At 72.3% G+C, this 24,250-nt stretch carries 22 protein-coding genes; 8 read left to right on the top strand and 14 right to left on the bottom strand.

Annotation, left to right across the window (positions count from 1 at the left end; translation table 11 throughout):
* Positions 1-4: 4 nt before the first annotated feature.
* Together OHA81_RS18105 and OHA81_RS18100 are read right to left on the bottom strand one after the other, a co-directional pair.
* A complete protein-coding gene (locus OHA81_RS18105) occupies positions 5-1,159 on the bottom strand; it encodes an acyl-CoA dehydrogenase (RefSeq protein WP_329197243.1) in 1,155 nt (384 codons plus the stop codon).
* Positions 1,159-2,355 (bottom strand): amidohydrolase family protein, encoded by a 1,197-nt coding sequence (locus OHA81_RS18100; protein WP_329197241.1) that lies wholly within the window; start codon positions 2,353-2,355, stop codon positions 1,159-1,161. The genes OHA81_RS18105 and OHA81_RS18100 overlap by 1 nt, the downstream gene beginning before the upstream one ends.
* Positions 2,356-2,491: 136 nt before the next feature.
* On the opposite strand from OHA81_RS18100, the gene OHA81_RS18095 reads away from it, so the two are divergent.
* Positions 2,492-4,141, top strand: a complete 1,650-nt coding sequence (locus OHA81_RS18095) for a class I adenylate-forming enzyme family protein (protein ID WP_329197239.1) — start codon at positions 2,492-2,494, stop codon at positions 4,139-4,141.
* A 123-nt stretch (positions 4,142-4,264) separates the two neighbouring features.
* Here the strand turns inward: OHA81_RS18095 and OHA81_RS18090 are convergent, their stop codons facing one another.
* Both OHA81_RS18090 and OHA81_RS18085 read right to left on the bottom strand, forming a co-directional pair.
* The gene (locus OHA81_RS18090) at positions 4,265-5,005 is read right to left on the bottom strand and encodes a hypothetical protein (RefSeq protein WP_329197237.1); all 741 of its coding nucleotides are present in this window, start codon (positions 5,003-5,005) and stop codon (positions 4,265-4,267) included.
* Between the two features lie 284 nt (positions 5,006-5,289).
* On the bottom strand, positions 5,290-5,814 hold the full coding sequence (locus OHA81_RS18085; protein WP_329197235.1) for an EF-hand domain-containing protein: 525 nt from the start codon (positions 5,812-5,814) through the stop codon (positions 5,290-5,292).
* Between the two features lie 318 nt (positions 5,815-6,132).
* On the opposite strand from OHA81_RS18085, the gene OHA81_RS18080 reads away from it, so the two are divergent.
* Positions 6,133-6,711 carry a sigma-70 family RNA polymerase sigma factor gene (locus tag OHA81_RS18080; protein ID WP_329197233.1) on the top strand — a complete coding sequence of 193 codons (579 nt, stop codon included), beginning with the start codon at positions 6,133-6,135 and terminating at the stop codon, positions 6,709-6,711.
* Positions 6,708-7,973, top strand: coding sequence for a maleylpyruvate isomerase N-terminal domain-containing protein (locus OHA81_RS18075; RefSeq protein ID WP_329197232.1), 1,266 nt, complete (start codon positions 6,708-6,710; stop codon positions 7,971-7,973). The genes OHA81_RS18080 and OHA81_RS18075 overlap by 4 nt, the downstream gene beginning before the upstream one ends.
* A 73-nt stretch (positions 7,974-8,046) precedes the next feature.
* On the opposite strand, the gene purU is transcribed toward OHA81_RS18075, so the two are convergent.
* Complete coding sequence (purU, locus tag OHA81_RS18070; protein WP_329197230.1) at positions 8,047-8,925, bottom strand: formyltetrahydrofolate deformylase; 879 nt, start codon at positions 8,923-8,925, stop codon at positions 8,047-8,049.
* A 14-nt stretch (positions 8,926-8,939) separates the two neighbouring features.
* Positions 8,940-9,386, bottom strand: coding sequence for an SCO4402 family protein (locus OHA81_RS18065; protein WP_190183578.1), 447 nt, complete (start codon positions 9,384-9,386; stop codon positions 8,940-8,942).
* Positions 9,387-9,582: 196 nt separating this feature from the next.
* Between OHA81_RS18065 and OHA81_RS18060 the strand changes: the two genes are divergently transcribed.
* On the top strand, positions 9,583-10,863 hold the full coding sequence (locus tag OHA81_RS18060; RefSeq protein ID WP_329197229.1) for an ABC transporter substrate-binding protein: 1,281 nt from the start codon (positions 9,583-9,585) through the stop codon (positions 10,861-10,863).
* Between the two features lie 18 nt (positions 10,864-10,881).
* Here the strand turns inward: OHA81_RS18060 and OHA81_RS18055 are convergent, their stop codons facing one another.
* Both OHA81_RS18055 and OHA81_RS18050 read right to left on the bottom strand, forming a co-directional pair.
* Positions 10,882-12,438, bottom strand: a complete 1,557-nt coding sequence (locus OHA81_RS18055; protein WP_329197227.1) for a hypothetical protein — start codon at positions 12,436-12,438, stop codon at positions 10,882-10,884.
* A gap of 106 nt (positions 12,439-12,544) precedes the next feature.
* Entirely contained in the window at positions 12,545-13,927 is a 1,383-nt protein-coding gene (locus tag OHA81_RS18050) for a transcriptional regulator (protein ID WP_329197225.1), read from the bottom strand.
* Positions 13,928-14,141: 214 nt separating this feature from the next.
* Between OHA81_RS18050 and OHA81_RS18045 the strand changes: the two genes are divergently transcribed.
* The 3 genes from OHA81_RS18045 (at position 14,142) to OHA81_RS18035 (ending at position 17,473) form a co-directional block, all read left to right on the top strand.
* Positions 14,142-14,828, top strand: coding sequence for a bifunctional DNA primase/polymerase (locus OHA81_RS18045; RefSeq protein WP_443056573.1), 687 nt, complete (start codon positions 14,142-14,144; stop codon positions 14,826-14,828).
* 168 nt (positions 14,829-14,996) lie between these two features.
* Positions 14,997-15,830 (top strand): ABC transporter ATP-binding protein, encoded by an 834-nt coding sequence (locus OHA81_RS18040; RefSeq protein ID WP_443056572.1) that lies wholly within the window; start codon positions 14,997-14,999, stop codon positions 15,828-15,830.
* Positions 15,827-17,473: a transporter gene (locus OHA81_RS18035; RefSeq protein ID WP_329197221.1), complete on the top strand. Its 1,647-nt coding sequence runs from the start codon at positions 15,827-15,829 to the stop codon at positions 17,471-17,473. The genes OHA81_RS18040 and OHA81_RS18035 overlap by 4 nt, the downstream gene beginning before the upstream one ends.
* Positions 17,474-17,532: 59 nt before the next feature.
* Here OHA81_RS18035 and OHA81_RS18030 read toward each other — a convergent pair whose 3' ends face one another.
* The 3 genes from OHA81_RS18030 to OHA81_RS18020 all read right to left on the bottom strand — a co-directional run bounded on the left by OHA81_RS18030 (position 17,533) and on the right by OHA81_RS18020 (position 20,111).
* Positions 17,533-19,164 carry a CHAP domain-containing protein gene (locus OHA81_RS18030; protein ID WP_329197219.1) on the bottom strand — a complete coding sequence of 544 codons (1,632 nt, stop codon included), beginning with the start codon at positions 19,162-19,164 and terminating at the stop codon, positions 17,533-17,535.
* A 261-nt stretch (positions 19,165-19,425) separates the two neighbouring features.
* On the bottom strand, positions 19,426-19,593 hold the full coding sequence (locus tag OHA81_RS18025; protein WP_329197217.1) for a hypothetical protein: 168 nt from the start codon (positions 19,591-19,593) through the stop codon (positions 19,426-19,428).
* 158 nt (positions 19,594-19,751) lie between these two features.
* Entirely contained in the window at positions 19,752-20,111 is a 360-nt protein-coding gene (locus tag OHA81_RS18020; protein WP_329197215.1) for a hypothetical protein, read from the bottom strand.
* 157 nt (positions 20,112-20,268) lie between these two features.
* Between OHA81_RS18020 and OHA81_RS18015 the strand changes: the two genes are divergently transcribed.
* Entirely contained in the window at positions 20,269-21,270 is a 1,002-nt protein-coding gene (locus OHA81_RS18015; protein WP_329197213.1) for a LuxR C-terminal-related transcriptional regulator, read from the top strand.
* Positions 21,271-21,290: 20 nt separating this feature from the next.
* Here OHA81_RS18015 and sigJ read toward each other — a convergent pair whose 3' ends face one another.
* The 3 genes from sigJ to OHA81_RS18000 form a co-directional block, all read right to left on the bottom strand.
* On the bottom strand, positions 21,291-22,184 hold the full coding sequence (gene sigJ / locus OHA81_RS18010; RefSeq protein WP_329197212.1) for an RNA polymerase sigma factor SigJ: 894 nt from the start codon (positions 22,182-22,184) through the stop codon (positions 21,291-21,293).
* Between the two features lie 98 nt (positions 22,185-22,282).
* Positions 22,283-23,182, bottom strand: a complete 900-nt coding sequence (locus tag OHA81_RS18005) for an alpha/beta fold hydrolase (protein WP_329197210.1) — start codon at positions 23,180-23,182, stop codon at positions 22,283-22,285.
* Between the two features lie 267 nt (positions 23,183-23,449).
* Positions 23,450-24,142, bottom strand: a complete 693-nt coding sequence (locus OHA81_RS18000) for a metal-dependent transcriptional regulator (RefSeq protein WP_329197209.1) — start codon at positions 24,140-24,142, stop codon at positions 23,450-23,452.
* Positions 24,143-24,250: the final 108 nt, after the last annotated feature.

Raw genomic sequence — 24,250 nt, 5'->3', positions numbered from 1 at the left:
GCGCTCACCGCCCCTTCGGCAGGCCGAGGACGCGCTCGGCGACGATGTTCCGCTGGATCTGGGAGGTGCCCGCGGCGATGGTGTACGACAGGGACGAGAGCCGGTCCAGGACCCACTCCTCGTCCAGCGCGAGCGAGCCGGCGCCGAGCACCTGGGCCGCGGCGTCGTACAGCTCCTGCCGCGCGTGGGAGTACGCCAGCTTGAAGACGCTGCCACCTGTGCCGGGGACGCCGCCCGAGCGCTCCGATTCGCTGACGTTCCACTGCGTCAGCCTCCAGAGGGCGCCGAGTTCCCCGTGGAGCCGTCCGAGGGTGCGGCGTAGGACGGGATCGTCCCAGCGCCCGTTTTCCTTCGCGGTCCGGGCCAGCAGGGCGAGCGTACGGCGGCAGGCCACCACCTCCCCCACGAAGGCGGTGCCCCGCTCGAAGGACAGCGTCACCATCGTGACCCGCCAGCCGTCGTTCTCCGCCCCCACCCGGTTCGCCGCCGGCACCCGCACCTCGTCCAGGAACACCTCCGCGAACTCGGCCGACCCGGCGAGCGTGCGCAGCGGCCGTACGGTGATCCCGGGAGCGTCCATCGGCATGGCCAGCCAGGTGATCCCACGGTGCTTCGGCGCGCCGGGGTCGGTCCGCACCAGCAGCTCGCACCAGTCGGCGACCTCCGCGTGGGAGGTCCAGATCTTCGCGCCCGTGACCACGTAGTCGTCGCCGTCGCGGACCGCGCGGGTCCGCAGCGACGCCAGGTCGGAGCCGGCGTCCGGCTCGCTGAACCCCTGGCACCACATCTCGTCACCGCGCAGCACCGGCGGCAGCCAGCGCGCCCGCTGCGCGGCGGTGCCCTCGGCGGCGATGGTGGGCCCGGCGTGCAGGAGCCCGACGAAGTTCGCGCCGACGTACGGGGCCCCCGCCCGCTCGGTCTCCTCCAGGAAGATCAGGTGCTGGGTGGGGGTCGCGCCGCGCCCGCCCGCGTCGAGGGGCCAGTGCAGGCCCGCGTACCCGGCTTCGAACAGCCGGCGCTGCCAGCCGGCGTCGTAGGCGCGGCGGGCCGGCCAGTCGTCGGGGGAGGGCCTCGGGGGCAGTGCGGGCAGCTCCTTGGCGAGCCACTCCCGCAGCCGGGCGCGGAACTCCTGCTCCTCGTCGGTGTAGGTGAGGTCCACTACCGGTCCAGGTCCAGGCCCAGCATGCGGATGGCGTTGCCGCGCATCAGCTTGTAGACGGTCTCGTCGTCGAGCCCCTTCACGTGGTCGAGGGCGACGTCCTTGGTGTGCGGGAAGGTCGAGTCCACGTGCGGGTAGTCGGTCTCGAAGGTCGCGTTGTCGCGTCCGACGACGTCGAGCGAGGCGATGCCGTGCTTGTCGCGGAAGAAGCAGCAGAACATCTGCCGGTAGTAGTACGTGGACGGCGGCTCGGGGATCAGGTCGCGGACGCCGCCCCAGGCGCGGTGTTCGCGCCACACGTCGTCGGCGCGTTCCAGGGCGTACGGGATCCAGCCCATCTGGCCTTCGCTGTAGGCGAGCTTGAGCGCCGGGAACCTCACCAGCACCCCGCTGAACAGGAAGTCCATCATCGAGGCCATCGCGTTGTTGAAGCTGAGGGAGGCCTGGACGGCGGGCGGTGCGTCGGGGGAGGCGGCGGGCATCTGCGAGGAGGACCCGATGTGCATGTTGACGACGGTGCCGGTGTCCTGGCAGACGGCGAAGAAGGGGTCCCAGTACCCGGAGTGGATCGAAGGCAGCCCGAGGTAGGTCGGGATCTCGGAGAAGGTCACGGCGCGCACGCCCCGCGCGGCGTTGCGCCGGACCTCCGCCACCGCGAGGTCGATGTCCCACAGGGGGATGATGCAGAGCGGGATCAGCCGGCCGCCGCTGTCGCCGCACCACTCCTGCACCATCCAGTCGTTGTAGGCGCGCACGCAGGCGAGGGCCACCTCCTTGTCGTGCGCCTCGGCGAAGGTCTGGCCGCAGAAGCGGGGGAAGGTGGGGAAGCACAGGGAGGCCTCGACGTGGTTGAGGTCCATGTCGGCGAGGCGCGCCTTCGGATCCCAGCAACCCGGCCGCATCTCCTCCCTCGTGATCCCCTCCAGGGTCATGTCGTCGCGGTCGAAGCCGACGGCGGCGATGTTGCGCTTGTACGGGAACTTGAGGTCCTCGTAGATCCACCAGTCGGTCGGGGGTCCGTCGGGGTCCATGGAGATCACGTACTTGCCGCCGGTGTAGACCAGCTCGCCGATCCCGGCGGTCAGTGCCTTGGGTCCGCGGTCGCGGTATTTGGCCGGCAGCCACACGTCGAAGAGGTGCGCGGGTTCGATCACGTGGTCGTCGACGCTGATGATCCGAGGCAGTTCCGTGTCCATGATGTCCGGTGTCCCCTCGCCCTATCTGATGGACCGTCAGAAACAAGCTAGCCCCGCCACCTCTGGACCGGCAAGCGGCGGGGCCCTACGCTCTCGCCAGATCTGACACATCGTCAGCCAAGGGGAGGCGGCCGGGATGACGAGGACGGACCACGACGCGGGGGCGGGAGCAGGAGCGGGGACGGCGGCAGCGGCGGGGACGGCGGCAGCGGCGGGGACGGCGGCAGCGGCGGGGACCGGAGCGGAGACCGCCCGCACCCTCGCGGACTCCCGCACCCTCTGGGACCTCGTCGCCCGCCGCGCCGCACTCACCCCCGCCGCCACCGCGCTCATCGAGGCCGCCCCGGACCCCGCCGACGACCGCACCCTCACGTTCGGCGCGCTCCACGACCGCGCGGAGCGGGTCGCGGCGGGCCTGCACGGCATGGGCGTCGGCCCGGGCACGGTCGTCGCCTGGCAGCTGCCGACCCGCATCGAGACGGTGCTGCTCTCGCTCGCGCTGGCCCGGCTCGGCGCCGTCCAGTCGCCCGTCATCCCCTTCTACCGCGACCGCGAGGCCGGCTTCGCGCTGCGCGGGTCGAAGGCGGAGTTCTTCGCCGTCCCCGGGGAGTGGCGCGGCTTCGACCACGCGGCGATGGCCTCCCGGCTCGGGGCGCGGGGCGTCTTCAAGGCCTACGAGGACCTCCCGGCCGGCGACCCGGCCGGCCTGCCGGCGCCTCCCGCCTCCGGAACGGACGTGCGCTGGATCTACTGGACCTCCGGCACGACCTCCGACCCCAAGGGCGTGCTGCACACCGACCGGTCCCTGATCGCGGGCGGCTCCTGCCTGGCGCACGCCCTGCGGCCGGGGCCGGGGGACGTGGGCTCGATCGCCTTCCCGTACGCGCACATAGGCGGCCCCGACTACCTCGTGATGCTGCTGCTGTACGGGTTCCCGGCGGTGCTGTTCGAGAAGTTCGCGATGCCGGACGCGCTGGACGGGTACCGCCGCCACGGCGTCACCATCGCCGGCGGCTCCACCGCCTTCTACTCGATGTTCCTCACCGAGCAGCGCAAGGACCCCGACGGGAAGCTCGTCCCGAGCCTGCGCCTGCTGGCGGGCGGCGGCGCACCGAAGCCGCCGGAGATCTACCACGCGGTGGTCCGCGAACTGGGCTGCCGGCTCACCCACGGCTACGGCATGACCGAAGTCCCGATGATCACCATGGGGGACCCGGACGACACGGACGAGAACCTCGCGACGACCGAGGGCCGCCCGCCGCGGGGCATGTCGATACGCATCACGGCCCCGGACGGCACCCCGCTCCCGCCGTCCGCCGACGGAGAGGTCCGCCTGCGGGGCGAGGCGGTCTGCCGGGGCTACCTGGACCCCGACCTGTCGGCGGAGGCCTTCGACGCCGACGGCTACCTGATCACCGGCGACCTCGGCCACCTCACCCCGGACGGGCACCTGGTCCTCACCGGCCGCAGCAAGGACGTCATCATCCGCAAGGGCGAGAACATCTCGGCGAAGGAGATCGAGGACCTCCTCCACCTGCTCCCGGACGTGACCGACGCCGCCGTCATCGGCCTTCCGGACCCCGAGCGCGGCGAACGCGTCTGCGCGGTGGTCGAGCAACCGCCGTCGGCACCCCCGTTGACGCTGACGGCGGTCACCGCCCACCTGCGCTCCCAGGGCCTTTCCCCGCACAAGCTCCCGGAACAACTGGAACTGGTCGAGGCGCTGCCCAGAAACGAAGCCCTCCGCAAAGTGCTCAAATACAAACTCCGCGAGCGCTACGCGTGAAAGCACGCCGCCGGCCTCCGAGACCGACAAGGGATCTCGGAGACCGGCGAAAGCGATTCCCTGGTGGGGGGACGAATCAGGTAACCGCCGCGCACCGTCTCGATTCGTAGCCGCTCTTTGCCGTTAGATGTTCTTGAGGTAGCCGCTCTTGAACCCGTAGGCGTTGGCGACGACCTGCTGGCGCTTGTCGATCTCGACGCCGAAGCCCTTGTAGATGATCGAGCCTTCCCAGACGACCTGGCCGATGGCGTTGCCGCTGGCCAGCTGGGCCTTCGGGACGCCGTGGCCGATGGAGACGGCGCCGTTGAAGTTGCGCTTGCCGCAGTCGGCGTGGTCGACGCGGTCGATCTTGGAGCCGTTGGTGTGGTAGTTCACCCACACGCTGAGCTTGGTGATGGTGATGCCGAAGATCTTCTGGCGGACGGTGTAGGTGGTGTCCCACCAGCCGGCGTGCAGCTTGCCCGCGGCCGAGATCCCGGAGGCGTCGCCCGCGTCGGGGGTGAAGGTGGCGTCGCTGTCGGCGGCGATCTGCACGTCACCGCCCTTGAGGTTCACGAGCGAGTGCGAGGGCGTGCCGTCCGTGGGGACGTCGGCGACCTCTTCCAGCAGGGCCTTGAGGTTCTCGGGGTCCTCGGCGTAGTTGAGGAACTTGACCTGCTTGTCGTGGGTCAGGGCGTCGAAGTCGCGCAGCGCGTCGGCGGCGCCTTCCTCGGTGCTGTTCTTGAGGCTGTTCTCGTAGGCGGCGATGCGCATGCCGTCCTGCGAGATGAGAGAGGCGCTGGCGTTCGCGGTACCCATCAGCGTGGTGGCGGCGACGACGGCGAGAACGGCTGCGGTACGGCGGGGGGTTATGACCTTGGACATGGCTGAGCGGAAGCCCTTCACGTTGGGGGGTGGCTTGCGAAACTCAGCTAACCAGCGGAACAAACCGTTCCCGCTCAACGGATCCTCAGATCTTCGATCTTCGTCGCCCCGGCACGCGAATGCGCCTCAAATGCCGCACTGAGTACGGCAGTTGCTCAAACCGGAGCACTGCCGCCCGGCCCCCCGCGAACGGAGGACGGCCCCCGCACGGTCATCGCCGCGACCCCGCTCCGGGGAGCGGGGTCGCGGCTGATGTTCCTCGTGAAACGACGCCCCGTCCGGGGTCAGGCATCCGGGGCGGCGACGCCGCAGTAGGCGGCGAAGGCCGTGAGGATCTCGTCCTCCGAGATGCGGCCGTCGCCGTCCGCGTCGAGGGCCGTGGCGATCTGGGACGCCGGCTCCGGCGGGGTGCCGAGGACGCGCAGCACGCGGGCCGCCGCCGCCGGGGTGGCGCCCGGGTCCGCGCCGTCCTCGGACGCCACCGCGATCACCGCGCGCAGGAACGGCCGGGCGATCTCCGCAAAGCGCTCCGGGTTGTCCCGCAGCCGCTTGACCGCACCCGTCACGAACTCCTCGCGCGACACCCGCTGGTCACCGTCGACGTCGGCGATCCCGGCCATGCCCTGCCAGAACGCCTCGGCGCCCGCGAAGACGGCCTGGCCCTTGTCCGACCGGGCGCGGACGCCGAATTCGGCCAGCACGGCCCGCGCGGCCACGCTGAAATCCTCGCGGTCGATGAATCCGGACCCGTCCTGGTCGAAGGTGGCGAATCGGGAGGCGATCTTGCGCTCGTACTCTGCGCTGTCCATATTCGGCGTTCCGCCTTCACATGTGCGTGTGGGTGCAGTTTGAGGTGCAGTTCAAGACAAGGCAGGAGCGTACGGCCTCGGTGGCCCGCGCGTTAAGCCGAGCCGTCCGGGAGATGGCCGCATCGAACCCGCGCACGGGAAGCGCGGCAGGGCGCGTACTGATGTGCCTATGCGGGTGTCATGTTCCGGCCCCGGGGCGGGTAGTGGCCGTACCACGACAGGCACGCTCCGGGGGTGGGCTTTCGGTGAAGACGGGCGCATCCCGCCATGTGCCGACTACATTCGACGGGTCGACACACGGCCGGGGCTGGGGGCACTATGCCGAAGGACGTACCACCGCGCTGGGACCGCCGCATGCAGCAGCGCCTCGCCCGCGGTGAGGCCGCCGCGCTCGGGGAGCTGTACGACCGCTTCGCCTCGCTCGTGCACAGCCTCGCGCACCGGGTGCTGGGCGACGAGACGGCCGCGGACCGGATCACCCGCGAGGTGTTCGGGTACATCTGGGAGAACCCGGACGCCTACGACCCCAAGCAGGGCTCCCTGCGTTCCTGGGTCGCCCGGATCACCCAGGGCCAGGCCGTGGCCCGGCTGCGCCAGGCAGAACTGGGCCGCGGTTCCCGCGAGGAGCTGGAGCAGAAGGTGCGCAGCGCCAACGCCGCCGCCCGGGCGGACTACATCGTCACCTCCATGCCCGCGCCGCTGCGCTCCGCGCTGGAACTCGCGTACTTCAAGCGGCGCGACTACCGGCAGGCCGCCGCCGACCTCCACATCAGCGAGGACGAGGCGCGGCGCCGGCTGCGCCTCGGGCTCCAGCTGCTGTCGACCGCCAACGCCCTCCCGCGGGAGGACACCGCCCCGCCCGGATACGGCCCGCCCGGATATGGAACGCCCCGATGACCGGCCCCGCCGAAGACGTGCCCGACGACGGTTACGAGCGGCCCGTGGGCGGTGCGGCCCGGATACCGGGCCCGCGCGGGGCCGCCGACGACCTCGACCCGCTGCCGGACCCCCGGCCCACGCCGCAGCCCGCGCCCGTGCCGCAACACGCCCCCGAGCCGCCGCCCACGCACGCCGTACTGAAATCCCTGCTCGGTGCGTGGGCGCTGGCCGCCTGCTCCGCCGAGGAGACCCAGGCGGTGGAGGACCACCTCACCGAGTGCGCGCCCTGCGCGGAGGAGGCGCTGCGTCTGCGGGACGCGGTCGGGCTGCTGCACCCGGAGGAGAGCCTCGACCTCAAACCGCTGCTGCGCTCGCGGGTGCTGGAGGACTGCCTGGGCAAGCGCCCGGCCCGCATCCCCGTCCCGGCGTGGGCGACCCCGTACGACACGGAGACCGCCCGGCTCGACGCCCTGCTGCGGGACTTCGGGGACGCCGAGTGGCACACGCCCGTACAGCTCAAGTGGTTCCAGGAGGAGCGGAGCCGGTCGCGGGACACCACCGTGGCCGGCGTCATCGGCCACCTCCTGACGGTGGACGGGCTCGTCGCGACGGCGCTCGGACTGGACGACCCGCTGGGCGCGCAGGCACCGCCCGGCGGTACGACGCGGCGCACTGAGTTCTTCTGGGACTCGGAGCGGCACCCGGCCACCCGGCAGGTCCGCGAGCCGTGGCGGGAGCAGGGCCACACCCTGGTCCGGACGGTGTCCTTCGCGGGCCACGGGGTGGCCGAGCTGGCGGTCGACTACGGCGGCTTCGCCCTGCCGCTGGGCGACGCGTTCCTGGAGCGTGCCTTCGAGTGCTGGGTGCACGCGTGGGACATCGCGGAGGCGGTGGACTACCCGTACGAGCCGCCGTCCGGACCGCACCTGCACCGCATGATCGACCTGGCGGCGCGCCTGCTGCCGGCGGCGCTGGCCGAACGGCGCCGCGCGGGTCTGGCGGGACCGGCGCGCGGACTGGTCGCGGCGGGCGCCCCGGGGCGGACCCTGCACCTGGAGATCGAGGGTGCGGGCGGCGGCGGTTGGGACATCGCGCTGGATTCCCCGGCGGCGAAGCCGTCGTCGGACCACACGGTGGCGGAGATCGCCCTGGACGGCCTGGAATTCTGCCAGCTGGCCGCCGGTCACATCTTCCCGGAGGAAGCGGCGGCGGGCCAGCACGGCGACCGCGAGGCCATCCGCGACGTCCTCTTCGCGGCGGCCTCCCTCAGCCGGCTGTAGGGGCCCCGCCCCGGCGGGCGGGGGCCCCACCAGCCGGTGGGGCCCCCGCGGCCGATGGGGCCCCCGCGGCGGGTCAGGCGAAGACGACCGTCCGCGTGCCGTTCAGCAGCACGCGGTGCTCGCTGTGCCACTTCACGGCGCGGGCCAGGGCCTGGCACTCCACGTCCCGGCCGATCGCCACCAGCTGTTCCGGGGTCACCTCGTGGCCCACCCGCTCGACCTCCTGCTCGATGATCGGCCCCTCGTCGAGGTCGGCCGTCACGTAGTGCGCGGTCGCGCCGATCAGCTTCACGCCCCGCGCGTGCGCCTGGTGGTACGGCTTCGCGCCCTTGAAGCTCGGCAGGAAGGAGTGGTGGATGTTGATGATCCGCCCGCTCAGCTCCCTGCACAGGGTGTCCGACAGCACCTGCATGTACCGCGCCAGCACCACCAGCTCGACGTTCTGCGCCCGCACCAGCTCCAGCAGTTCCGCCTCGGCGTCCGCCTTGGTGTCCTTGGTCACCGGGATGTGCACGAACGGGATGTCGTACGAGCCGACCAGCTCCGCGAAGTCGGTGTGGTTCGAGACCACCGCCGCGATCTCCACCGGCAGCGCCCCGATCCGCGACCGGAACAGCAGGTCGTTCAAGCAGTGCCCGAACTTCGACACCATCAGCACGATCCGCATCCGCTCGTCCGAGCGGTGGATCTGCCAGTCCATCTCGAAGGAGTCCCCGATCGCGGCGAAGCTGGCCCGCAGCTTCTCCACGGTGAGCGGCGCATCCGCCTCGAAGTGCACCCGCATGAAGAACAGGCCCGTGTCGCGGTCGCCGAACTGCCGGCTGTCCTCGATGTTGCATCCGGTCATGAAGAGGTAGCTGGACACGGCGTGCACAATGCCCTTTTTATCCGGGCAGGAGAGGGTCAGGACGTACTGCTGCGGCTGCGCCTGGCGCTGCGGGTCATCGTTCATGACGGCAAAGCCTTTCACACCGCGCGGGTGAGGATCCTCAGCACTTCGATCGAGCTGGGCGCGGCGTCCGGATCTTCCCCGTCCGCCGTCGCGAGCCGTACGTGCGCCTCGCGCGCTGCGCGCACCGCCTCCGGCCATGCGTGGTGCTCCAGGTACGCGGAGACGGGCGCGTCCGGGCCGACCTGGTGCAGGATGCGCAGCACGCGCAGGACCGCGAGGTCCACGAGGGCCGCCTCACCGGAGTCGCGGAAGATCGTGCCGACGTACTTCTCCGCCGACCAGCTGTCGAGCCAGGTGTCCTCGACGAGCCGGTACACGGCGTCGGTGACGTCCCCGTACCCTTCGACGCCGGCCTGCCAGACCTCCTCCTGGAACACCGGGTCGGAGAGCATGTGCAGCGCCGAGCGCACGTTGCTGCGCCAGCGCCACCACGGCATGTCGTTGAGGGGCATGCCGCCCATGGTGGAGGAGCGGCCGCCGCGGCGGGAAGAGTTCTTCGAACCTTGGGCGAATGTCACGCTTTCGATCGTACGTTCCCCCGTGGCGCGATCTTGAAGCACCTGTGCGCGACCCGGCCCCCGCAATTCACCTCCCCGTCACCGAATGTTGTGTACACCTCATGCTCGCGTTCCCCGGGGGGCGGAATGGTGCATGGACATGACCGACCGGCGACGCACGACCTCCTTCTCCCGCACCTTCCTGGCCACGGCGATGGGTGCGTGTCTCGTCGCCGGATGCGGGCTGGTCCCCGGGGGCTCGGGGGGCCCCGGGGACACCATCACCGTGATGACCTTCGCCCCCATCGGAACGCAGGCGACCAACATGCCCGGCATGCCCGGCATGGCGAAGGCGTACGAACGCTGGGTGAACGCCCGGGGCGGCATCAGGGGCCACAAGCTGCGCGTCCTGACCTGCAACGAGAAGAACACCCCCACCGGCGCCGCCGACTGCGCGCGCGAGGCGATCGCCCAGAAGGCCGTCGCGGTCGTCGGCTCGTACAGCCAGCACGGCCGCGCCTTCATGGCGCCCCTGGAGGCCGAGGGCATCCCCTTCATCGGCGGGTACGGGGTCTCCTCCGAGGAGTTCGAGAGCACCCTCTCCTACCCCGTCAACGGCGGCCAGCCCGTGCTCCTGGCCGGCGCCGGACACCAGCTGGCCAAGACGTGCAGCCAAGTCGCACTGGTCCGGCCCGACACGCTCGCGGGCGACGCCATGCCCGTACTGCTCAACGCGGGGCTGCGGGCCAACAAGGCGGCGGACGCCGCCGACATACGGGCGGCCGAGGACGGCGCCGACTACACGCCCGAGGCCCGGGAGGCGCTGACCGACGCCACCGGTCCCGCCGCCAAGGACCGCGGCTGCGTGACGGCGGTGCTCGGCGAGCGCACGGAGACCTTCCTCGACGCCTTCCGCCGGACCGACGAGAAGCACAAGAAGCCGCAGATCGCCTCCGTCCTCGGCAGCGTCAGCCAGGCGCTGGTCGACCGCACCGGCGGCCGGGAGAGCCCCTTCGAGGGCGCGTACCTCACCAGCTGGTACCCGGTGTCGGGCGACCCGCTGTGGGGGCCGATGCGCAAGGTGATCTCCGAACAGGCCTTCGGCGACGACACCGTGGACCCCGACGACAGCGGAACGCAGACCACCTGGATCGCGTACACCGTGCTGAGCGAGGTCGTCGGCCGCCTCAAGGCCGACGAGGACGTGACCGCGCGCAAGATCGCCAAGGCCCTCAATCAGACCGCGGGCGTCCAGACCGGCGGCCTCACCCCCGAACTCAGCTGGCGGGACCAGGACGTACGGGCCGTCGCCGGTTTCCCGCGCATCTCCAACGGGCGGGTCACGTTCCAGGTCGTCCAGCAGGGACGCCTCGTCGCGCAGCCGGGCGAGGAGTCCCAGGACATGACGCCGACCCTGGAGGCGGCGCCCCGCGCGGCGTAGGGCCCGGGCGCCGGGGGGTCACAGCTCGGTCTTGTCCCGGCGGGTGAGGCCGTACTTGGCCGCGATCGAGTTCCACATCGTCGCGGCGGACTCCTTGGCCCGCGTCGCCTCACCGCTGGACTTGTTGCCGTCGGCCGCGTGGTCGGTGGACTTGGCCTTGCCGTCCTTGCACCCGCCCTTGTCGTGCGCCACGTCGTCCGCCCAGCTCGCGTAGCCGCGGTCGGCGGCCGCCGAGGACTTCCAGGCCTTGGTCAGGGCGGCGGACAGCTTCACGTGGTCCGGGAGCTCGTCCATCTTCAATTCCTGGAGCCGGGTGACCAGTTCCTCGCGCTGGCGGGCGGCGTCCCGCAGCTCCAGGGCCGCCTGGTCGAGGTTGCGGCAGCTCTTGATGTCGTCGACGGCCTTGATCACCGCCGCCCGGCTGCCGTTGCTGTCCGCGAGCACCTTGTCGAGCTGGACGGCCTGCGGGCGGGCCGGGTCCACCTGGGCGTCGTCGGCCGCGGTCTCGGTGGAGCCGGTCGGGGCGGGGACCGCCGCGCCGGGGTCGCTGTTGGCGGCCTTGCCGCCGCCGTCGGCGAGCAGCGAGCCGACGCCGAGCCCGGCCACGGCGAGGCCGATGACCGCGGCGGCTATGACCCCGGCCGAGACCTTGCGCGGTGGCGCGGGAGGCGGCGGGGGCGGCGCGGGTGCGTACTGCTGCCGGGGCGGTACGGGTCCCGCGGGAGGTCCTGCGGGGCCCCGCGGGCGCGGGGCCCGGCGCAGCACGGGCTCCTGGACCGGCGGGAGCTGCTGGGTGTGGCCGACGGTGTCGTCGCTGCGGAACAGGCCGTCGAAGCCCTGCACGCCGGAGTCGGAGGGTGCCGCCGGCACCGGCGGGATGTACTGGGTGGCCGCCTCGTGAGGGCCCGGGACCGGCGCGATGTACTGGGTGGCGGCCTCGTGGTGGGCGGGCCCGTCCACGACCGGCGCGATGTACTGCGTCGCCGCCTCATGAGGGCCCGGCACCGGCGCGATGTACTGCGTCGCCGCCTCATGAGGACCCGGGACCGGCGCGATGTACTGGGTGGCGGCCTCGTGGTGGGCGGGCCCGTCCACGACCGGCGCGATGTACTGCGTCGCCGCCTCATGAGGACCCGGGACCGGCGCGATGTACTGGGTGGCGGCCTCGACCGGGCCCGGTGTGCCCGGTATGGGCGGGATGTACTGGGTCACCGCCTCGGGCAGCGGTGGGTACCCGTAGCCGTGCGGGTCCCCCGGACCCTCGAACCCCGGGCCGACCACGTGCCCCGCCGGTGGGTACCCGTACCCCGGCTGGGGCGCGTGCCCCGGCGGGGCCTGCGCCGGGTAGCCATAGGCCGGGCCGCCCGGCGTGCGGGGCTCCTGCGCCCCGTACCCGCCAGGGTGGTGCTCCGGCTGCTGCGCGCCGTCCCGCTGCGCCCCGTGACCGGGCGCGGGAGGGCCGTCCGGCTGCGACCGGGACCCGGGTTCCTGCGACCCGTACCCCGGGTCGCGGCCCCACGGCGCACCGGCCTGCGGGGCGGCCCCCTGGCCGCTCCCCTGTCCGCTCTCCGTCACCCGGGAACTCCTTCACCGACCTGCCCGCAACGTACGGAACCGTCGGCCCACGCTACCCGGTCACCGGCCGCCCCCGTCAGTCCCGCCCGGAGCTCCGCCCCCCGCCTCAGGCCGCCGCCACCTCCAGCCGGGCCACGAACTCCCGCACCGCCGCCTCCTCGCGGTACGGCTCCAGCCGGGTCCGGAAGTCCTCCAGGTACTCCGCCCCGCGCCGGGTCCGCAGGGAGTCCAGCAGGTCGGCGGCCTTCGACGCCGTCTGGCACGCCTGCTCCACCTCCCGCTGCTGGACCTGCGCCGCCGCCAGCAGCAGCAGACCGATCGCCCGGCGCCGCGCCTTGGTCCCGGGCAGGCCCCGCAGCGCCTCCTCGGCCCGCCTGGCCGCCGCGTCGGCCTGGCCGAGGTCCCGGTGGCAGTGGGCCAGTTCGTCCGCGAGGTAGGCCCGGTCGAAGTGGCGGATCCACACCGGGTCGTCGCCCGCCTCCGGCTCGGCCCGCTCCAGCGCGGTCACCGCCCGCCCCGACAGCACCGCCGTGGCCCGGGCGTCGCCCAGCAGCGCGTGCCCGCGCGCCTCGGCGGCGTAGAACATGGCCTCCACCCTCGGGGTGACCTGCCCGCGCGTGCCCTCCTGCGCGGCCCGAGCCAGCTGCGCGATCTCCCTGGGGTTGCCGAGTTCGGCGGCGAGGTGGCTCATGGACGCGGCCAGGACGTAGCCGCCGTACGCGCGGTCACCGGCCGCCTGGGCCAGCCGTAGCGCCTGGATGTAGTAGCGCTGGGCCAGGCCCGGCTGGCCCGTGTCCACCGCCATGTAGCCCGCCAGTTCCGTCAGCCGGGCCACGGCCGCGAACAGCGCCCGCCCGACCGGCTCCCGGTAGGAGCCCCCGATCAGCCCCGACACCACGGAGTTGAGGTAGTGCACCACCACCGGGCGCACGTGCCCGCTGCCGAAGCGGTGGTCGAGTTCCTTGAGGGCCTCGGTGGTGGCCCGTACCGCTTCGACGTCGGGCATCCCGACGCGCGAGCCGCTGTTGCGGGCCACCTGCGGGTCGGCGCCGGTGATCAGCCAGTCACGGCTGGGTTCGACGAGGGCGGAGGCGGCCACGCTGGAGCCGGAGAGGAAGTCGCGGCGGCCGACGTCGCTCCGCCACAGCTCGCTGACCTGCTCGATGGCGCCGATGACGGTCGGGGAGAACTGCAGGCCGACGCCGGAGGCGAGGTTCTTGCCGTTGGCCATGCCGATCTCGTCGATGGTGACGGTCCGGCCGAGTTTGCGGCCGATCGCCTCGGCGATGATGCCGGGCGCCCGGCCGCGCGGCTGCTGGCCGCGCAGCCAACGGGCCACGGACGTCTTGTCGTAGCGCAGATCGAGGCCGTGCTCGGCCCCGCACATGTTCACGCGCCGGGCGAGCCCGGCATTGGAGCACCCGGCTTCCTGGATGAGCGCCTGCAGCCGTTCGTTCGGCTGGCGGGCGAGGAGAGGCCTGGCTGCCATGAAAACCCCCTGAAGCCGCGGGAGAGCGATGGAATGATCACTTCCCGCCTGATGTGCGGAGAATCTTCGTCTCTGCGTGGTGTCGCTACCCACGGACCGCGCTCCGGGCTCCTACGCGCCCCCGCACGTGCTTCCGTGCGCCCCATTTGCAGGATCGATGCTCCGCCCACGGGCCGGTTTACGCCCGTAACCCCCGGTGGGTGCGGCAGTTGTGATGGGCGTGGAAGAGACCATCGGAGTCACGGAGACCGCAGCCATCCCCAAGCAGCGCGGCGAGCAGCTGCTGGACCATGCCGTGCGGTACGCGGAAGAACGGCACTGGGACGTCTTCGCGGGCACCTGGCTGGAGGCCGGCGACGGCCGCGAGGTGTGCTCCTGCGGGGACCTCGACTGTACGGCGCCCGGCGCGCACCCGGCGGTGGAGGACTGGGCGGCGCTGGCCACCGGCAGCGCGGTGCAGGTGCGCCGGATCTGGGCGAAGCAGCCGCGCGCCTCCATCCTGCTGCCGACCGGCCGGACCTTCGACGCCATCGACGTGCCGTCGGCCGCCGGGATCCACGCCGTGGCCCGACTGGAGCGGATGCAGCGCACCCTCGGCCCGGTCACCCTCACCCCGGACCACCGGATGCTGTTCTTCGTCCTGCCCGGAGCCGGGGCGAAGGTGCCGGACCTCGTACGGAAGCTGGGCTGGTCGGCGCCCGCGATCGACATGATCGCGCGGGGCGAGGGCGAGTACGTCGCCGCGCCGCCCACCCGCCTCGGCGGCCGCGGCCCGGTGCAGTGGGCGCGCAGGCCCACTCCGGCGAACCGGTGGCTGCCGGACACGGAGGAGCTGATCGACGCGCTCGCCTACACCTGCGGCAGCCAGGCGGCCGCGGCCCGCGCCGGGCAGAGCGCCTGAGCCCACGACCTCCGGGCCCGCGCCCTGCGAGAACCACGTCCTCCGGGAACCACGCCCTGCGAACTCACGCTGTCTTGAGTTCATGACATAAGTAACTGCTGCCGACTCGTTCCCTCCTCATATGGTGAGGAAAGTACGACCACGGGGATCAGAACGAGAGGCAGGCGCATGCCGGACCAGGGTGATGCGACGACGGGCATGACGGGCGGCTCAGCGGGTGGCGTGCGATCCGCGCCGCCCGCCGCCGTGCGGATAGAGGGGCTGTGGAAGCGGTTCGGCGAGCAAGTGGCCGTGGCCGGTATCGACCTGGAGATCCCGGCGGGCCGGTTCATCGGGCTCGTCGGACCGAACGGCGCGGGCAAGACGACCACGCTGTCGATGGTGACCGGACTGCTGCGCCCCGACATGGGACGGGTGTTCGTCGCAGGGCACGACGTCTGGGCCGACCCGGTCGAGGTGAAGTCGCGGATCGGCGTCCTGCCGGAGGGCCTGCGGCTCTTCGAGCGGCTCTCCGGCCGGGAACTGCTCGGCTACATGGGCCGGCTGCGCGGTCTGCCGGGCGAGGAGACGGACAAGCGGGCGACGCAGCTGCTGGACGTGCTGGACCTCGCCGGCTCGCAGCACAAGCTGGTCGTGGACTACTCGACCGGCATGCGCAAGAAGATCGGCCTGGCGGCCGCGTTGCTCCACAACCCGGAAGTCCTTTTCCTGGACGAGCCGTTCGAGGGTGTCGACCCGGTGTCCGCGCAGACGATCCGCGGAGTGCTGGAACGTTACACCGCCTCCGGTGCCACCGTCGTGTTCTCCTCCCACGTGATGGAGCTCGTCGAGTCGCTGTGCGACTGGGTGGCCGTCATGGCCGGCGGCCACATCCGCGCCGCGGGCCCGCTGGCGGACGTACGGGGTGACGCGCCCTCCCTCCAGAACGCGTTCCTGGAACTCGTCGGGGCGCAGGACCGCGCCGCGGGCGAGTCCCTGGACTGGCTGGGCGGCGGCCGATGAGCGCCCCGGTCACCGCGGCCGCCCCGACGGCACCCGTCACCGCCGCCCCGGCCCCCTCCCTGACGCGGCTCTTCGTCCGTCTCAAGCTGTCGCTGCTCAAGAACGGGCTGAAGGGCTCCTCGAAGCGCAAGGCGGCCTGGTTCGGCACCCTCGCGCTGGCGTTGGTGGTGGGCTTCTTCGTCACGCTGGGGCTGGCCCTGCTGCACGGCAACGCGCATGCGGGGACGGTCGTCGTGATCCTCGCGGCGATCCTGGCGCTGACCTGGAGCTTCATGCCGCTGTTCTTTCCGAGCGGTGACGAGACTCTCGACCCGAGCCGGCTGGTGATGCTGCCGCTGCGCCCGCGTCCGCTCGTCCGGGCCCTGCTGGCGTCCTCGCTGGTCGGCATCGGGCCCCTGTTCACGCTCTGCCTGGCCGTCGGCTCGGTGGTGGCGGTCGCGCGGGACGCGGCCGGGACGGTGTTCGCCGTCCTCGCCGTTCCGCTGCTGCTGCTGTTCTACGTGAGCCTGGCGCGGGCCGTGGCCACCGCCAACGTACGGTTGCTGTCCAGCCGCAAGGGCCGTGACCTCGCGCTGCTCAGCGGCCTGCTGATCGCGATCGGCGCCCAGGTGGCCAACTTCGCCAGTCAGCGCCTGTTCCAGCCGGGCGGACTGGCCCACCTGGAGCCGGCGGAGGCGGTGGTCCGCTGGCTGCCGCCCGCGACGGCGGTGGGCATGGTGGACTCAGCGAGCAAGGGCGACTACGCGGTCGCCGCTGCCCAGCTGGTGATCACGCTCACCGCCCTGGCCGGGCTCGTGTGGTTCTGGGAGCGCAGCCTGACCAAGCTGATGGTCACTCCGGACGGTTCGACCCTCGCGGCCGCCGCGCCGCGCAAGGACCGCGAGGCCGGCACGGGCTTCTGGGCCCTGCTGCCCGGCGGCCGCACGGGCGCCGCGATGCAGCGCACCCTGCGGTACGTGCTGCGCGACCCGAAGACGAAGTCGGCCTGGGTGACGGCGCTGGCCGTGGGCCTGATCGTGCCGGTGTTCAACGCCCTCCAGGGGACCGGCTCGCTCTACCTCGCCTGTTTCGGCTCGGGCATGCTCGGCATCCAGATGTACAACCAGTTCGGGCAGGACACCTCCGCGTTCTGGATGGTCGCGCAGACCCTGTCGAGCCCGCGCGACGTCTTCGTGGAGATGCGGGCCCGCGCCGGGGCGCTGGCCCTGGTCACCGTCCCGTACACGGTCCTGGTCACGGCGGTCACCGCCGGGCTGGTCGGCAACTGGTCCTACTTCCCCGCGGCCCTGGGCCTGGCGCTGGCCCTGCTGGGCGCGATGCTGTGCACGGGCGCGCTGGCCTCGGTCCGTTTCCCGTACTCGATCCCCACGGACGGCGCGTTCAAGAACGTGGCGCCGGGCCAGGCCGGGCTCGCCTGGCTGAGCATCTTCGGCGGCATGCTCGCTTCGGCGGTGATCTGCGCCCCGGTGATCACGGTGACGGTCTACTTCGCCACCACCCCGGAACAGCAGTCCCTCGCCTGGACGGTCCTGCCGCTGGGCATCGTATGGGCCGCCCTGGCGGCCTGGGCGGGCCTGCGCCTGGCGGCCCCCCTGGCGGCCCGCCGCATCCCCGAGATCCTGACGGCGGTCAGCAAGGGCTGACGGCCGGAGCCCGGCCCGCGCTCCCGAGGGAGTGCGGGCCGGGCTCTTGCGTGTCCCGGTCAGACCGTGGGGAACTTCGCCGTGAAGGCGCTCGGGACGCTGACCACGTCGTTGAAGCTGAGCTTGCCCTCGCCGAACTGGTCGGCGGTCATCGCCTTCTTCTTGCCGGCGGTGACCTGCCAGACGGTGTTGCTGTCGGGCGACAGCAGCATCGTGCCGTCGGCCGGGGCGGCCTTCGCGGCGGCGGACCGCAGCCACTCGCCCGGCGCACCCTCCAGCGGACGCTTGTCGTAGCCGAAGGCCGTGAAGTCCGCATAGGTCAGCGGGACCGCGACCCCGCCCGCCATCACGTAGACCGTCGAGTCGGCGCCCGAGGCGTCCTTCACGATCGTGCCGTTGGAGACCTGGGTGGCCACCGTCGAGGCCAGCCAGCCGCCGGGGACACCCATCAGGGAACGCTTGTCGTATCCGTTGGCGGTCCACTCGGCGGCCGAGATGTGCAGCGCCGCTCCGTTCAGCATCACGTAGCGGGACGGGTCGGTGCCCGACTGGTCCATCAGGACGGTGCCGGTCGAGGGGACCTTCTTCGCCGCGGCCTTCAGCCACTCGCCCGGAACGCCCATCAGCGTCTGCGTGTTGTACTCGTCGGCGGTCCACTCAGTGCCCGAGATGTAAAGGGCCGCGCCGTCGACCATCACGTAACGCTTCGGGTCCTTGCCGGTCTGGTCCATCACCACGATGCCGGTCGTCAGCTGCCGCTGCGCGGCGTTCTGCAGCCAGGCGGTGGGAACCCCCATGTCGGCACGGGTGTTGTAGCCGGCCGCGGTCCAGTCCTCGGCTCCGATCAGCAGCGCCGTGCCGTCGATGATCACGTAGCGGTTGGCGCCGCCGGCCAGGTCGTGGACCACGGTGCCGGAGGCGGGGGCGCTCGGCAGGGCCCGGAAGGCCGTGTCGTCCACCAGCACGATCTTGCTCAGGTCGTACTTGTCCGGGGTGACGTCGGATGCCGCGACCGGGATGCCCGCACCGTTGATGATGACCTTGACGTCCGGGCCGTTCGGCGACTTCACCAGCGTTCCGGCGGGCAGGGTGGCCGGGTTGGGGAGCGTGGGGGTGTTGCTGCCGGCCGGCGAGACGTAGCCGCTGATCCGCTGGCCCCAGGGAGCCGAGCCGACGCTGTAGGAGGAGGTGGAGTTGGTGCTGACGTGGCCGGGCCTGCCGCCCTGGTTGCCGCCGGTGATGGTGACCGAGCCGCCGGAGACCGCGGTGACGAGGGCCACGTGGTCGGCGTAGTCGCTGCCGTTGTAGTTGTAGACGACCGCGTCACCGACGTGCGGCGTGCTGGAGATCGTCCCGTACTTCTTGCCGTAGTCCATGAAGCTGGCCGCTCTGTCGTCCAGGGTGGACAGACCGGTGACCCCGTTGCGGGCCCAGACCCAGCCGGCGAAGTCCGCACACCAGGCGTGGGCCGTGGTGGTGCCGCCGTAGCAGCTGCTGGACTGGTTGGGGCCGCCGACGTACCCGCCGTGGGCGCAGGCCCCGTTGCCGTTCTCGGCGCGGGCCGTGGCCGAGATGCCGTCGGTCAGCGGCGAGGCGCTGGCGGGGGCGGCACCGACCGCGGTGAGCACGGTGACGGCCAGGGCGGAGGCGGAGGTGAGGCGGATGGCGGTGGCCTTGAGGGCGCGGGACATGGCGAAGCTCCTGACGGGGCGGTGAGAGAAGTGTGGGGGCGCTGCGGTGGCCGCAGGCGCGGGCCTGGTGAAGGCCGGAAGTCGGGGGGCGCTGCGGTGACCGCGGGCGGGGGCCTGGCGAAGGCCGGAAGTCGGGGGGGGCGTCGCGCCGTGATCACGCGGACGGCTGCCCTGCAGGAGCAGCTGTCAGGCGGGTGGCACGGGGCGCCGGGTGGAGCGGTGGGGCAAGCGGTGGCGCAAGCGGTCTGCCCGGAAGGGGTGTTACTCCCAGACGGTGGTGGACTTGCCGGCCGGGGCCGTCTCCCACACGGTGGTGGCGGTGGTGTGGGCGGTGTGGGCGGCGGTCAGCTGGGAGGCCGCTACCGGGGCGAGGGCGGCGAGGGCGAAGGTGGTGACCGCGGCGGCCTGGGCGAAGCGGGTGCGAAGCATGGCAGAGGTCCTTTTGCGAGAGCTGGGGCGAAGCGGTTTCGGTGTCCGGATTCGCGTCCCGCGGTGACGTCTCTTCCGGTCTCGCCTGCCGGGTCCGTGTGCTGTTCCCTGCTGGCGATCACTACTTTCGTCGCAGGTCAGGGGCTATGGAAGGGCTTTCAGGTGGACGGAAACGGCCCTGGACCAATCCGGCCAGCAAGGCCGGAAGCGGCCTCCAGGAGCCGCTCGTAGTACGCCGTCACCAAGGGCGCGCCGACCCGGCCGACCGACCATCCGCTCAGCTCGGGGACCGCCCTCGTCGCACGGCGGCACAGCGCCTCCGCGCGGTGTTCCGCCTCCTCCAGGCCGTCCGCGAGGAGGTAGACCCCGAGGACGGGGGACGGCTGCGCGTGCGGGTGGGCGGAGACGTGCTCCACCGGGATGTGGGCGGGCGCCTGGGCGCGCACGAGATCGGCTGCTTGTGGCGGAAGGGCAGCTTCCGCCGACGGGGCGCGCAGGCCCACGTGGATGAGGTACATGCGCGCCACTCTGCCGAACCCCGCGGAGCGGCCACAGGGCTCTGACCTGGACTGTTGGGGCCCTGGCCGGAACCGTCCACGCGCTTTGCCCATCGGTGACGACGTGCGACGATGCAGTCACCTTGTTCGAAAAAGGGCTCACACGGGGGGAACCGCTGTGCTCGCCACTCTCGGCCTCGACGCCACGTCAGAGGCCGTCTACCGCACCATGCTCGCTCACCCGGCGGAGGGCGTTGCCACCCTCGCCGACCGCCTCGGCGCACCCGAAGGGGACGTCCGGCGCAGCCTGGACCTCCTCAGCGAACTGGCGCTGGTCCGTCCGTCCTACGAGCGGCAGGGTCAGCTGCGCGCGGTGTCGCCCGAGGTCGGCATGGAGCTCCTCATGGCGCGCCAGCAGGCGGAACTCGCCGCCCAGCAGCTGCGGATCGAGGCCTCACGGGCCGCGGCCACGCAACTCATCGCCGAGTTCGCCGACCTGACGCCGGCCTCGTCCAGCCCGGGTGTGGAGCAGCTGCTGGGCCTGGACGCCATCCGTGACCGGATCGCGGGCCTGGCGCACGAGGCCCGCACCGACCTGATGACGTTCGCACCGGGCGGCGGGCACCGTGCGGAGAGTCTGGAAGCGTCGAAACCCAATGACCAGGCGCTGCTCGGCCGGGGTGTGCGGATGCGCTCGCTCTTCCTCGACAGCGTCCGCAACAGTCAGACGACGGTGGCCTACGCGACCTGGCTGGGGGAACTCGGCGGCGAGGTGCGGACCGCTCCGGAGCTGCCCACCCGGCTGATGATCTTCGATAAGTCGACCGCCGTCATCCCGGTCAGCAGCGAGGACAGCGCGGCGGGCGCGGTGGTGCTGACCGGGGAGGGCACGCTGATGGCGCTCTGCGCGCTCTTCGACAACGTCTGGGGTGCCGCGCGCCCGCTGGGGACGGCCGGGACGGCCCGTGACGAGGGCGGCCTCAGCCCGCAGGAGACCACCGTCATCCGGCTGCTGGCCCAAGGCCTGACGGACGAGGCGATCGCCAAGCGGCTGGCGGTCTCCTCGCGCACCGCCCGTCGGCTGGCCACGGACCTGATGGACCGGCTGAACGCCCGCAGCCGCTTCGAGTTCGGCGTACGGGCGGTCCAGCGCGGCTGGCTGCCCCACATGGCGGACTGAGCCCCCTGGGGCCTGAGCGCCTAGGACTCGGTCTCGATGCCGGCCAGGTCGAGCGAGGCGAGGCGGTCGGGGTCGCCGAGGGAGTCGATGCTGACGATCAGGCCGTCGGTGACGGTGAAGGCCATGACCGACAGTGGACGCCCGTTCTCGGAGACGACCACGCCCGCGGCGCCGTTGATCAGCGCCGGGCGGACGAACGGCGACAGGCCGCTGAACAGGAGCGCCTGCCCGGCCACGGTCCGGGCGCCGTTGACGACGACCATGCGGCCGGGGCGTGCCGCGCCGCCGTCGGAGCGCAGGACGATGTCGGGGTGCAGCACCGCGACGAGCGCCTCGAAGTCGCCTTCGCGGGCCGCGGCGAAGAACGCGTCGACCACCCGGCGCTGTGCGCCGAGGTCGGGGTCCGGGACGGCGGCCCGGCCCTGCACCCGGCGGCGCGCACGGCTCGCCAACTGCCGTACGGCCACGGGCGACTTCTCCAGCATCGGGGCGATCTCGTCGAAGGGCACGGCGAACATGTCGTGCAGCACGAACGAGAGCCGCTCGGCCGGCGAGAGCGACTCCAGCACCACCATCAGCGCCAGCCCCACCGAGTCGGCCAGCATCGCCTGCTGCTCGGGATCGGTCACCGCCTCACGGCTGACGACGGGATCCGGCATGAAGCTGCTCTCCAGCGGATCCTCGCGCCGGGCCGCACGTGAGCGCAGGGTGTCCAGGCACAGCCGCGACACCACGGTCGTCAGCCACCCGCCGAGGTTCTCCACCGCGCCGACGTCACTGCGGCCGAGCCGCAGCCAGGCCTCCTGCACGGCGTCCTCCGCCTCGCCGAGGGAGCCCAGCATCCGGTAGGCCACGGCTTTGAGGTGCGCGCGGTGCTCCTCGAACCGGTCGGCCAGCAGTTCATGTTCGTCCACGTCTCGCATCCCTCTCCACCACGCCCCGCCCGCGGGAGCCACCTCCCCGCATCCTCGGTGCCGGCGCGCGCGAACCGCTGGTGGTTTCTGCGAGTTTGTCAGGAAGCGGCCCTGACGCCGTCGAGGAAGGGCTCCAGGACCGCCCGCCAGGCGGCCGGCTGGTCGTAGTGCAGGTAGTGGCCGGCATCGGGGATCTCCGCGTACCGGCCGGCAGGCAGGACGCGGACCATCTCCTGGGCTTCGGCGCGGCCCAGTTCGCCGTCGAGCCCGCGCACGACCAGCGTGGGGCAGCGGACCTGGGCCAGCTCCTCCCAGTGCGCGTCGTGGACCCACGTCTCACGGGCCGTCAGCATCTGGCGGCGGGAGAAGAGGGGGCGCCAGCCGTCCTCGGCCTGGTGCATGACCTCGGCGAAGAACGCGCCGCGGCCGGGGTCGGGGCGGTCCACCCGGGGGTCGTCCTCGCCGAACCAGCGGCGGGCCGCGTCCTGGGTGGGGAAGGGCAGCGGCCAGCGGTGGAACCAGTCCTCCCACTCCCGCTGCGAGGCCTCGCCGAGCGCGGAGGCCCGCATGTCGCAGATGACCAGGGCCTCCACCAGCTCCGGGCGGCGGGCCGCGAGCTGCCAGGCGGTGAGGGCGCCCATGGAATGGCCGATCAGGGTGACGGGGGCGAGGCCGAGCTGTTCGACGGCGGCCTCGGCATCGGCGACGAAGGCTTCGCGCCCGAATGCGGCGGGAGACGGGGAGCCGGTCGGCGGACGGCCGCTCTGACCGTGCCCGCGCTGGTCCAGTGCCACGACCCGGCGGTCCTCGGCGAGCCAGCGGGCGGTTCCGGCCCAGTGCAGGGCGCGGCCCATCAGGCCGTGGAGTAACAGGACCGAGGGCCGCTCGGGTTCCTCGGGCGTACGGGGTTCGCCACGGGTCCCGCGGCCCGGTGCGAGGAACTCCCAGGCGGCCAGGCGTACGCCGTCGGCCCCTGTGACATCGATGCGCTGTACCACCGCAGATGCACCCCCTTCGATCCCCGTCAGGGTATCGAACCCGTATTCGAAAATGGCGCTCTCGCCGACAACACCGCTCTTTCGAGTGACCTTGCTCAAGGATTGGCCGCCGCTGCCGATGGAGATCCTTTCAGCAGGGAGGCGGGCCGCTCGGGGAAGACGGTCCGAAGGGGATGACCTTGAGAGCTCGGGGCTCCAGGTCAGTCAGGGGAGGATCGGTCCCGGCGCCGCAAGGCGCCGGGACCGCTTGCGTCACCCGCCGCGCCGTCAGCGCTTCGCGACGAACACGTGCGAGGCGATCTCCGCCCCCAGCTCCGCGGCCTCGCCGCCGCTGCCGACCAGCACCCCGCCCGGGGACTCCGTCACGCTGACCACCGACCCGGGCTGCACCCCGGCCCGCCGCAGCGTGTACATCAGCTGGGCGTCGGTCTGGATCGGCTCGCCGATCCGGCGCACCACCACGGTCTTGCCCTCGGCGCCCGGGTCCAGCTCCGAGAGGCTGACCATGCCGGCCTCCAGGAACGGGTCCGCCTCGGCCTTCTCGCCCAGCTCCTCCAGCCCCGGGATCGGGTTCCCGTACGGCGACTCCGTCGGGTGGCGCAGCAGCTCCAGCACCCGCCGCTCCACCGCCTCGCTCATCACGTGCTCCCAGCGGCAGGCCTCGGCGTGCACCTGCTCCCACTCCAGCCCGATGACGTCGACGAGCAGGCACTCGGCCAGCCGGTGCTTGCGCATCACGCGCGTCGCCAGCCGCCGCCCCTCCTCCGTCAGCTCCAGGTGCCGGTCGCTGGCGACGGCCACCAGGCCGTCGCGCTCCATCCGGGCGACCGTCTGGCTCACCGTCGGGCCGCTCTGATCGAGCCGCTCGGCGATCCGGGCTCGCATGGGGACCACGCCTTCCTCTTCCAGTTCGAGGATGGTGCGGAGGTACATCTCCGTCGTGTCGATCAGTCCGGACATTCGTGCCCCTCGGATTGCGTGCGCTGGCCCTGCCCCCAATTCTGACGCATCGGGCCGACAACCGTCCCGTGCCGAACGTCAAGGCCGGTACGGGACGTCCGCCCGGGC

Origin of the sequence: Streptomyces sp. NBC_00667, assembly GCF_036226825.1 — a bacterium.
GTDB lineage: Bacteria > Actinomycetota > Actinomycetes > Streptomycetales > Streptomycetaceae > Streptomyces.
This window is presented reverse-complemented; position numbering and strand designations above follow the sequence as displayed.

What these genes read in the sequence shown, in the direction of transcription:
- OHA81_RS18100 (WP_329197241.1), bottom strand. Translation starts at nt 2,355, where the DNA reads ATGGACACGGAACTGCCTCGGATCATCAGCGTCGACGACCACGTGATC.
- OHA81_RS18095 (WP_329197239.1), top strand. Translation starts at nt 2,492, where the DNA reads ATGACGAGGACGGACCACGACGCGGGGGCGGGAGCAGGAGCGGGGACG.
- OHA81_RS18090 (WP_329197237.1), bottom strand. Translation starts at nt 5,005, where the DNA reads ATGTCCAAGGTCATAACCCCCCGCCGTACCGCAGCCGTTCTCGCCGTC.
- OHA81_RS18085 (WP_329197235.1), bottom strand. Translation starts at nt 5,814, where the DNA reads ATGGACAGCGCAGAGTACGAGCGCAAGATCGCCTCCCGATTCGCCACC.
- OHA81_RS18080 (WP_329197233.1), top strand. Translation starts at nt 6,133, where the DNA reads ATGCCGAAGGACGTACCACCGCGCTGGGACCGCCGCATGCAGCAGCGC.
- OHA81_RS18075 (WP_329197232.1), top strand. Translation starts at nt 6,708, where the DNA reads ATGACCGGCCCCGCCGAAGACGTGCCCGACGACGGTTACGAGCGGCCC.
- purU (WP_329197230.1), bottom strand. Translation starts at nt 8,925, where the DNA reads ATGAACGATGACCCGCAGCGCCAGGCGCAGCCGCAGCAGTACGTCCTG.
- OHA81_RS18065 (WP_190183578.1), bottom strand. Translation starts at nt 9,386, where the DNA reads ATGGGCGGCATGCCCCTCAACGACATGCCGTGGTGGCGCTGGCGCAGC.
- OHA81_RS18060 (WP_329197229.1), top strand. Translation starts at nt 9,583, where the DNA reads ATGACCGACCGGCGACGCACGACCTCCTTCTCCCGCACCTTCCTGGCC.
- OHA81_RS18050 (WP_329197225.1), bottom strand. Translation starts at nt 13,927, where the DNA reads ATGGCAGCCAGGCCTCTCCTCGCCCGCCAGCCGAACGAACGGCTGCAG.
- OHA81_RS18045 (WP_443056573.1), top strand. Translation starts at nt 14,142, where the DNA reads ATGGGCGTGGAAGAGACCATCGGAGTCACGGAGACCGCAGCCATCCCC.
- OHA81_RS18040 (WP_443056572.1), top strand. Translation starts at nt 14,997, where the DNA reads ATGCCGGACCAGGGTGATGCGACGACGGGCATGACGGGCGGCTCAGCG.
- OHA81_RS18035 (WP_329197221.1), top strand. Translation starts at nt 15,827, where the DNA reads ATGAGCGCCCCGGTCACCGCGGCCGCCCCGACGGCACCCGTCACCGCC.
- OHA81_RS18030 (WP_329197219.1), bottom strand. Translation starts at nt 19,164, where the DNA reads ATGTCCCGCGCCCTCAAGGCCACCGCCATCCGCCTCACCTCCGCCTCC.
- OHA81_RS18025 (WP_329197217.1), bottom strand. Translation starts at nt 19,593, where the DNA reads ATGCTTCGCACCCGCTTCGCCCAGGCCGCCGCGGTCACCACCTTCGCC.
- OHA81_RS18020 (WP_329197215.1), bottom strand. Translation starts at nt 20,111, where the DNA reads ATGTACCTCATCCACGTGGGCCTGCGCGCCCCGTCGGCGGAAGCTGCC.
- OHA81_RS18000 (WP_329197209.1), bottom strand. Translation starts at nt 24,142, where the DNA reads ATGTCCGGACTGATCGACACGACGGAGATGTACCTCCGCACCATCCTC.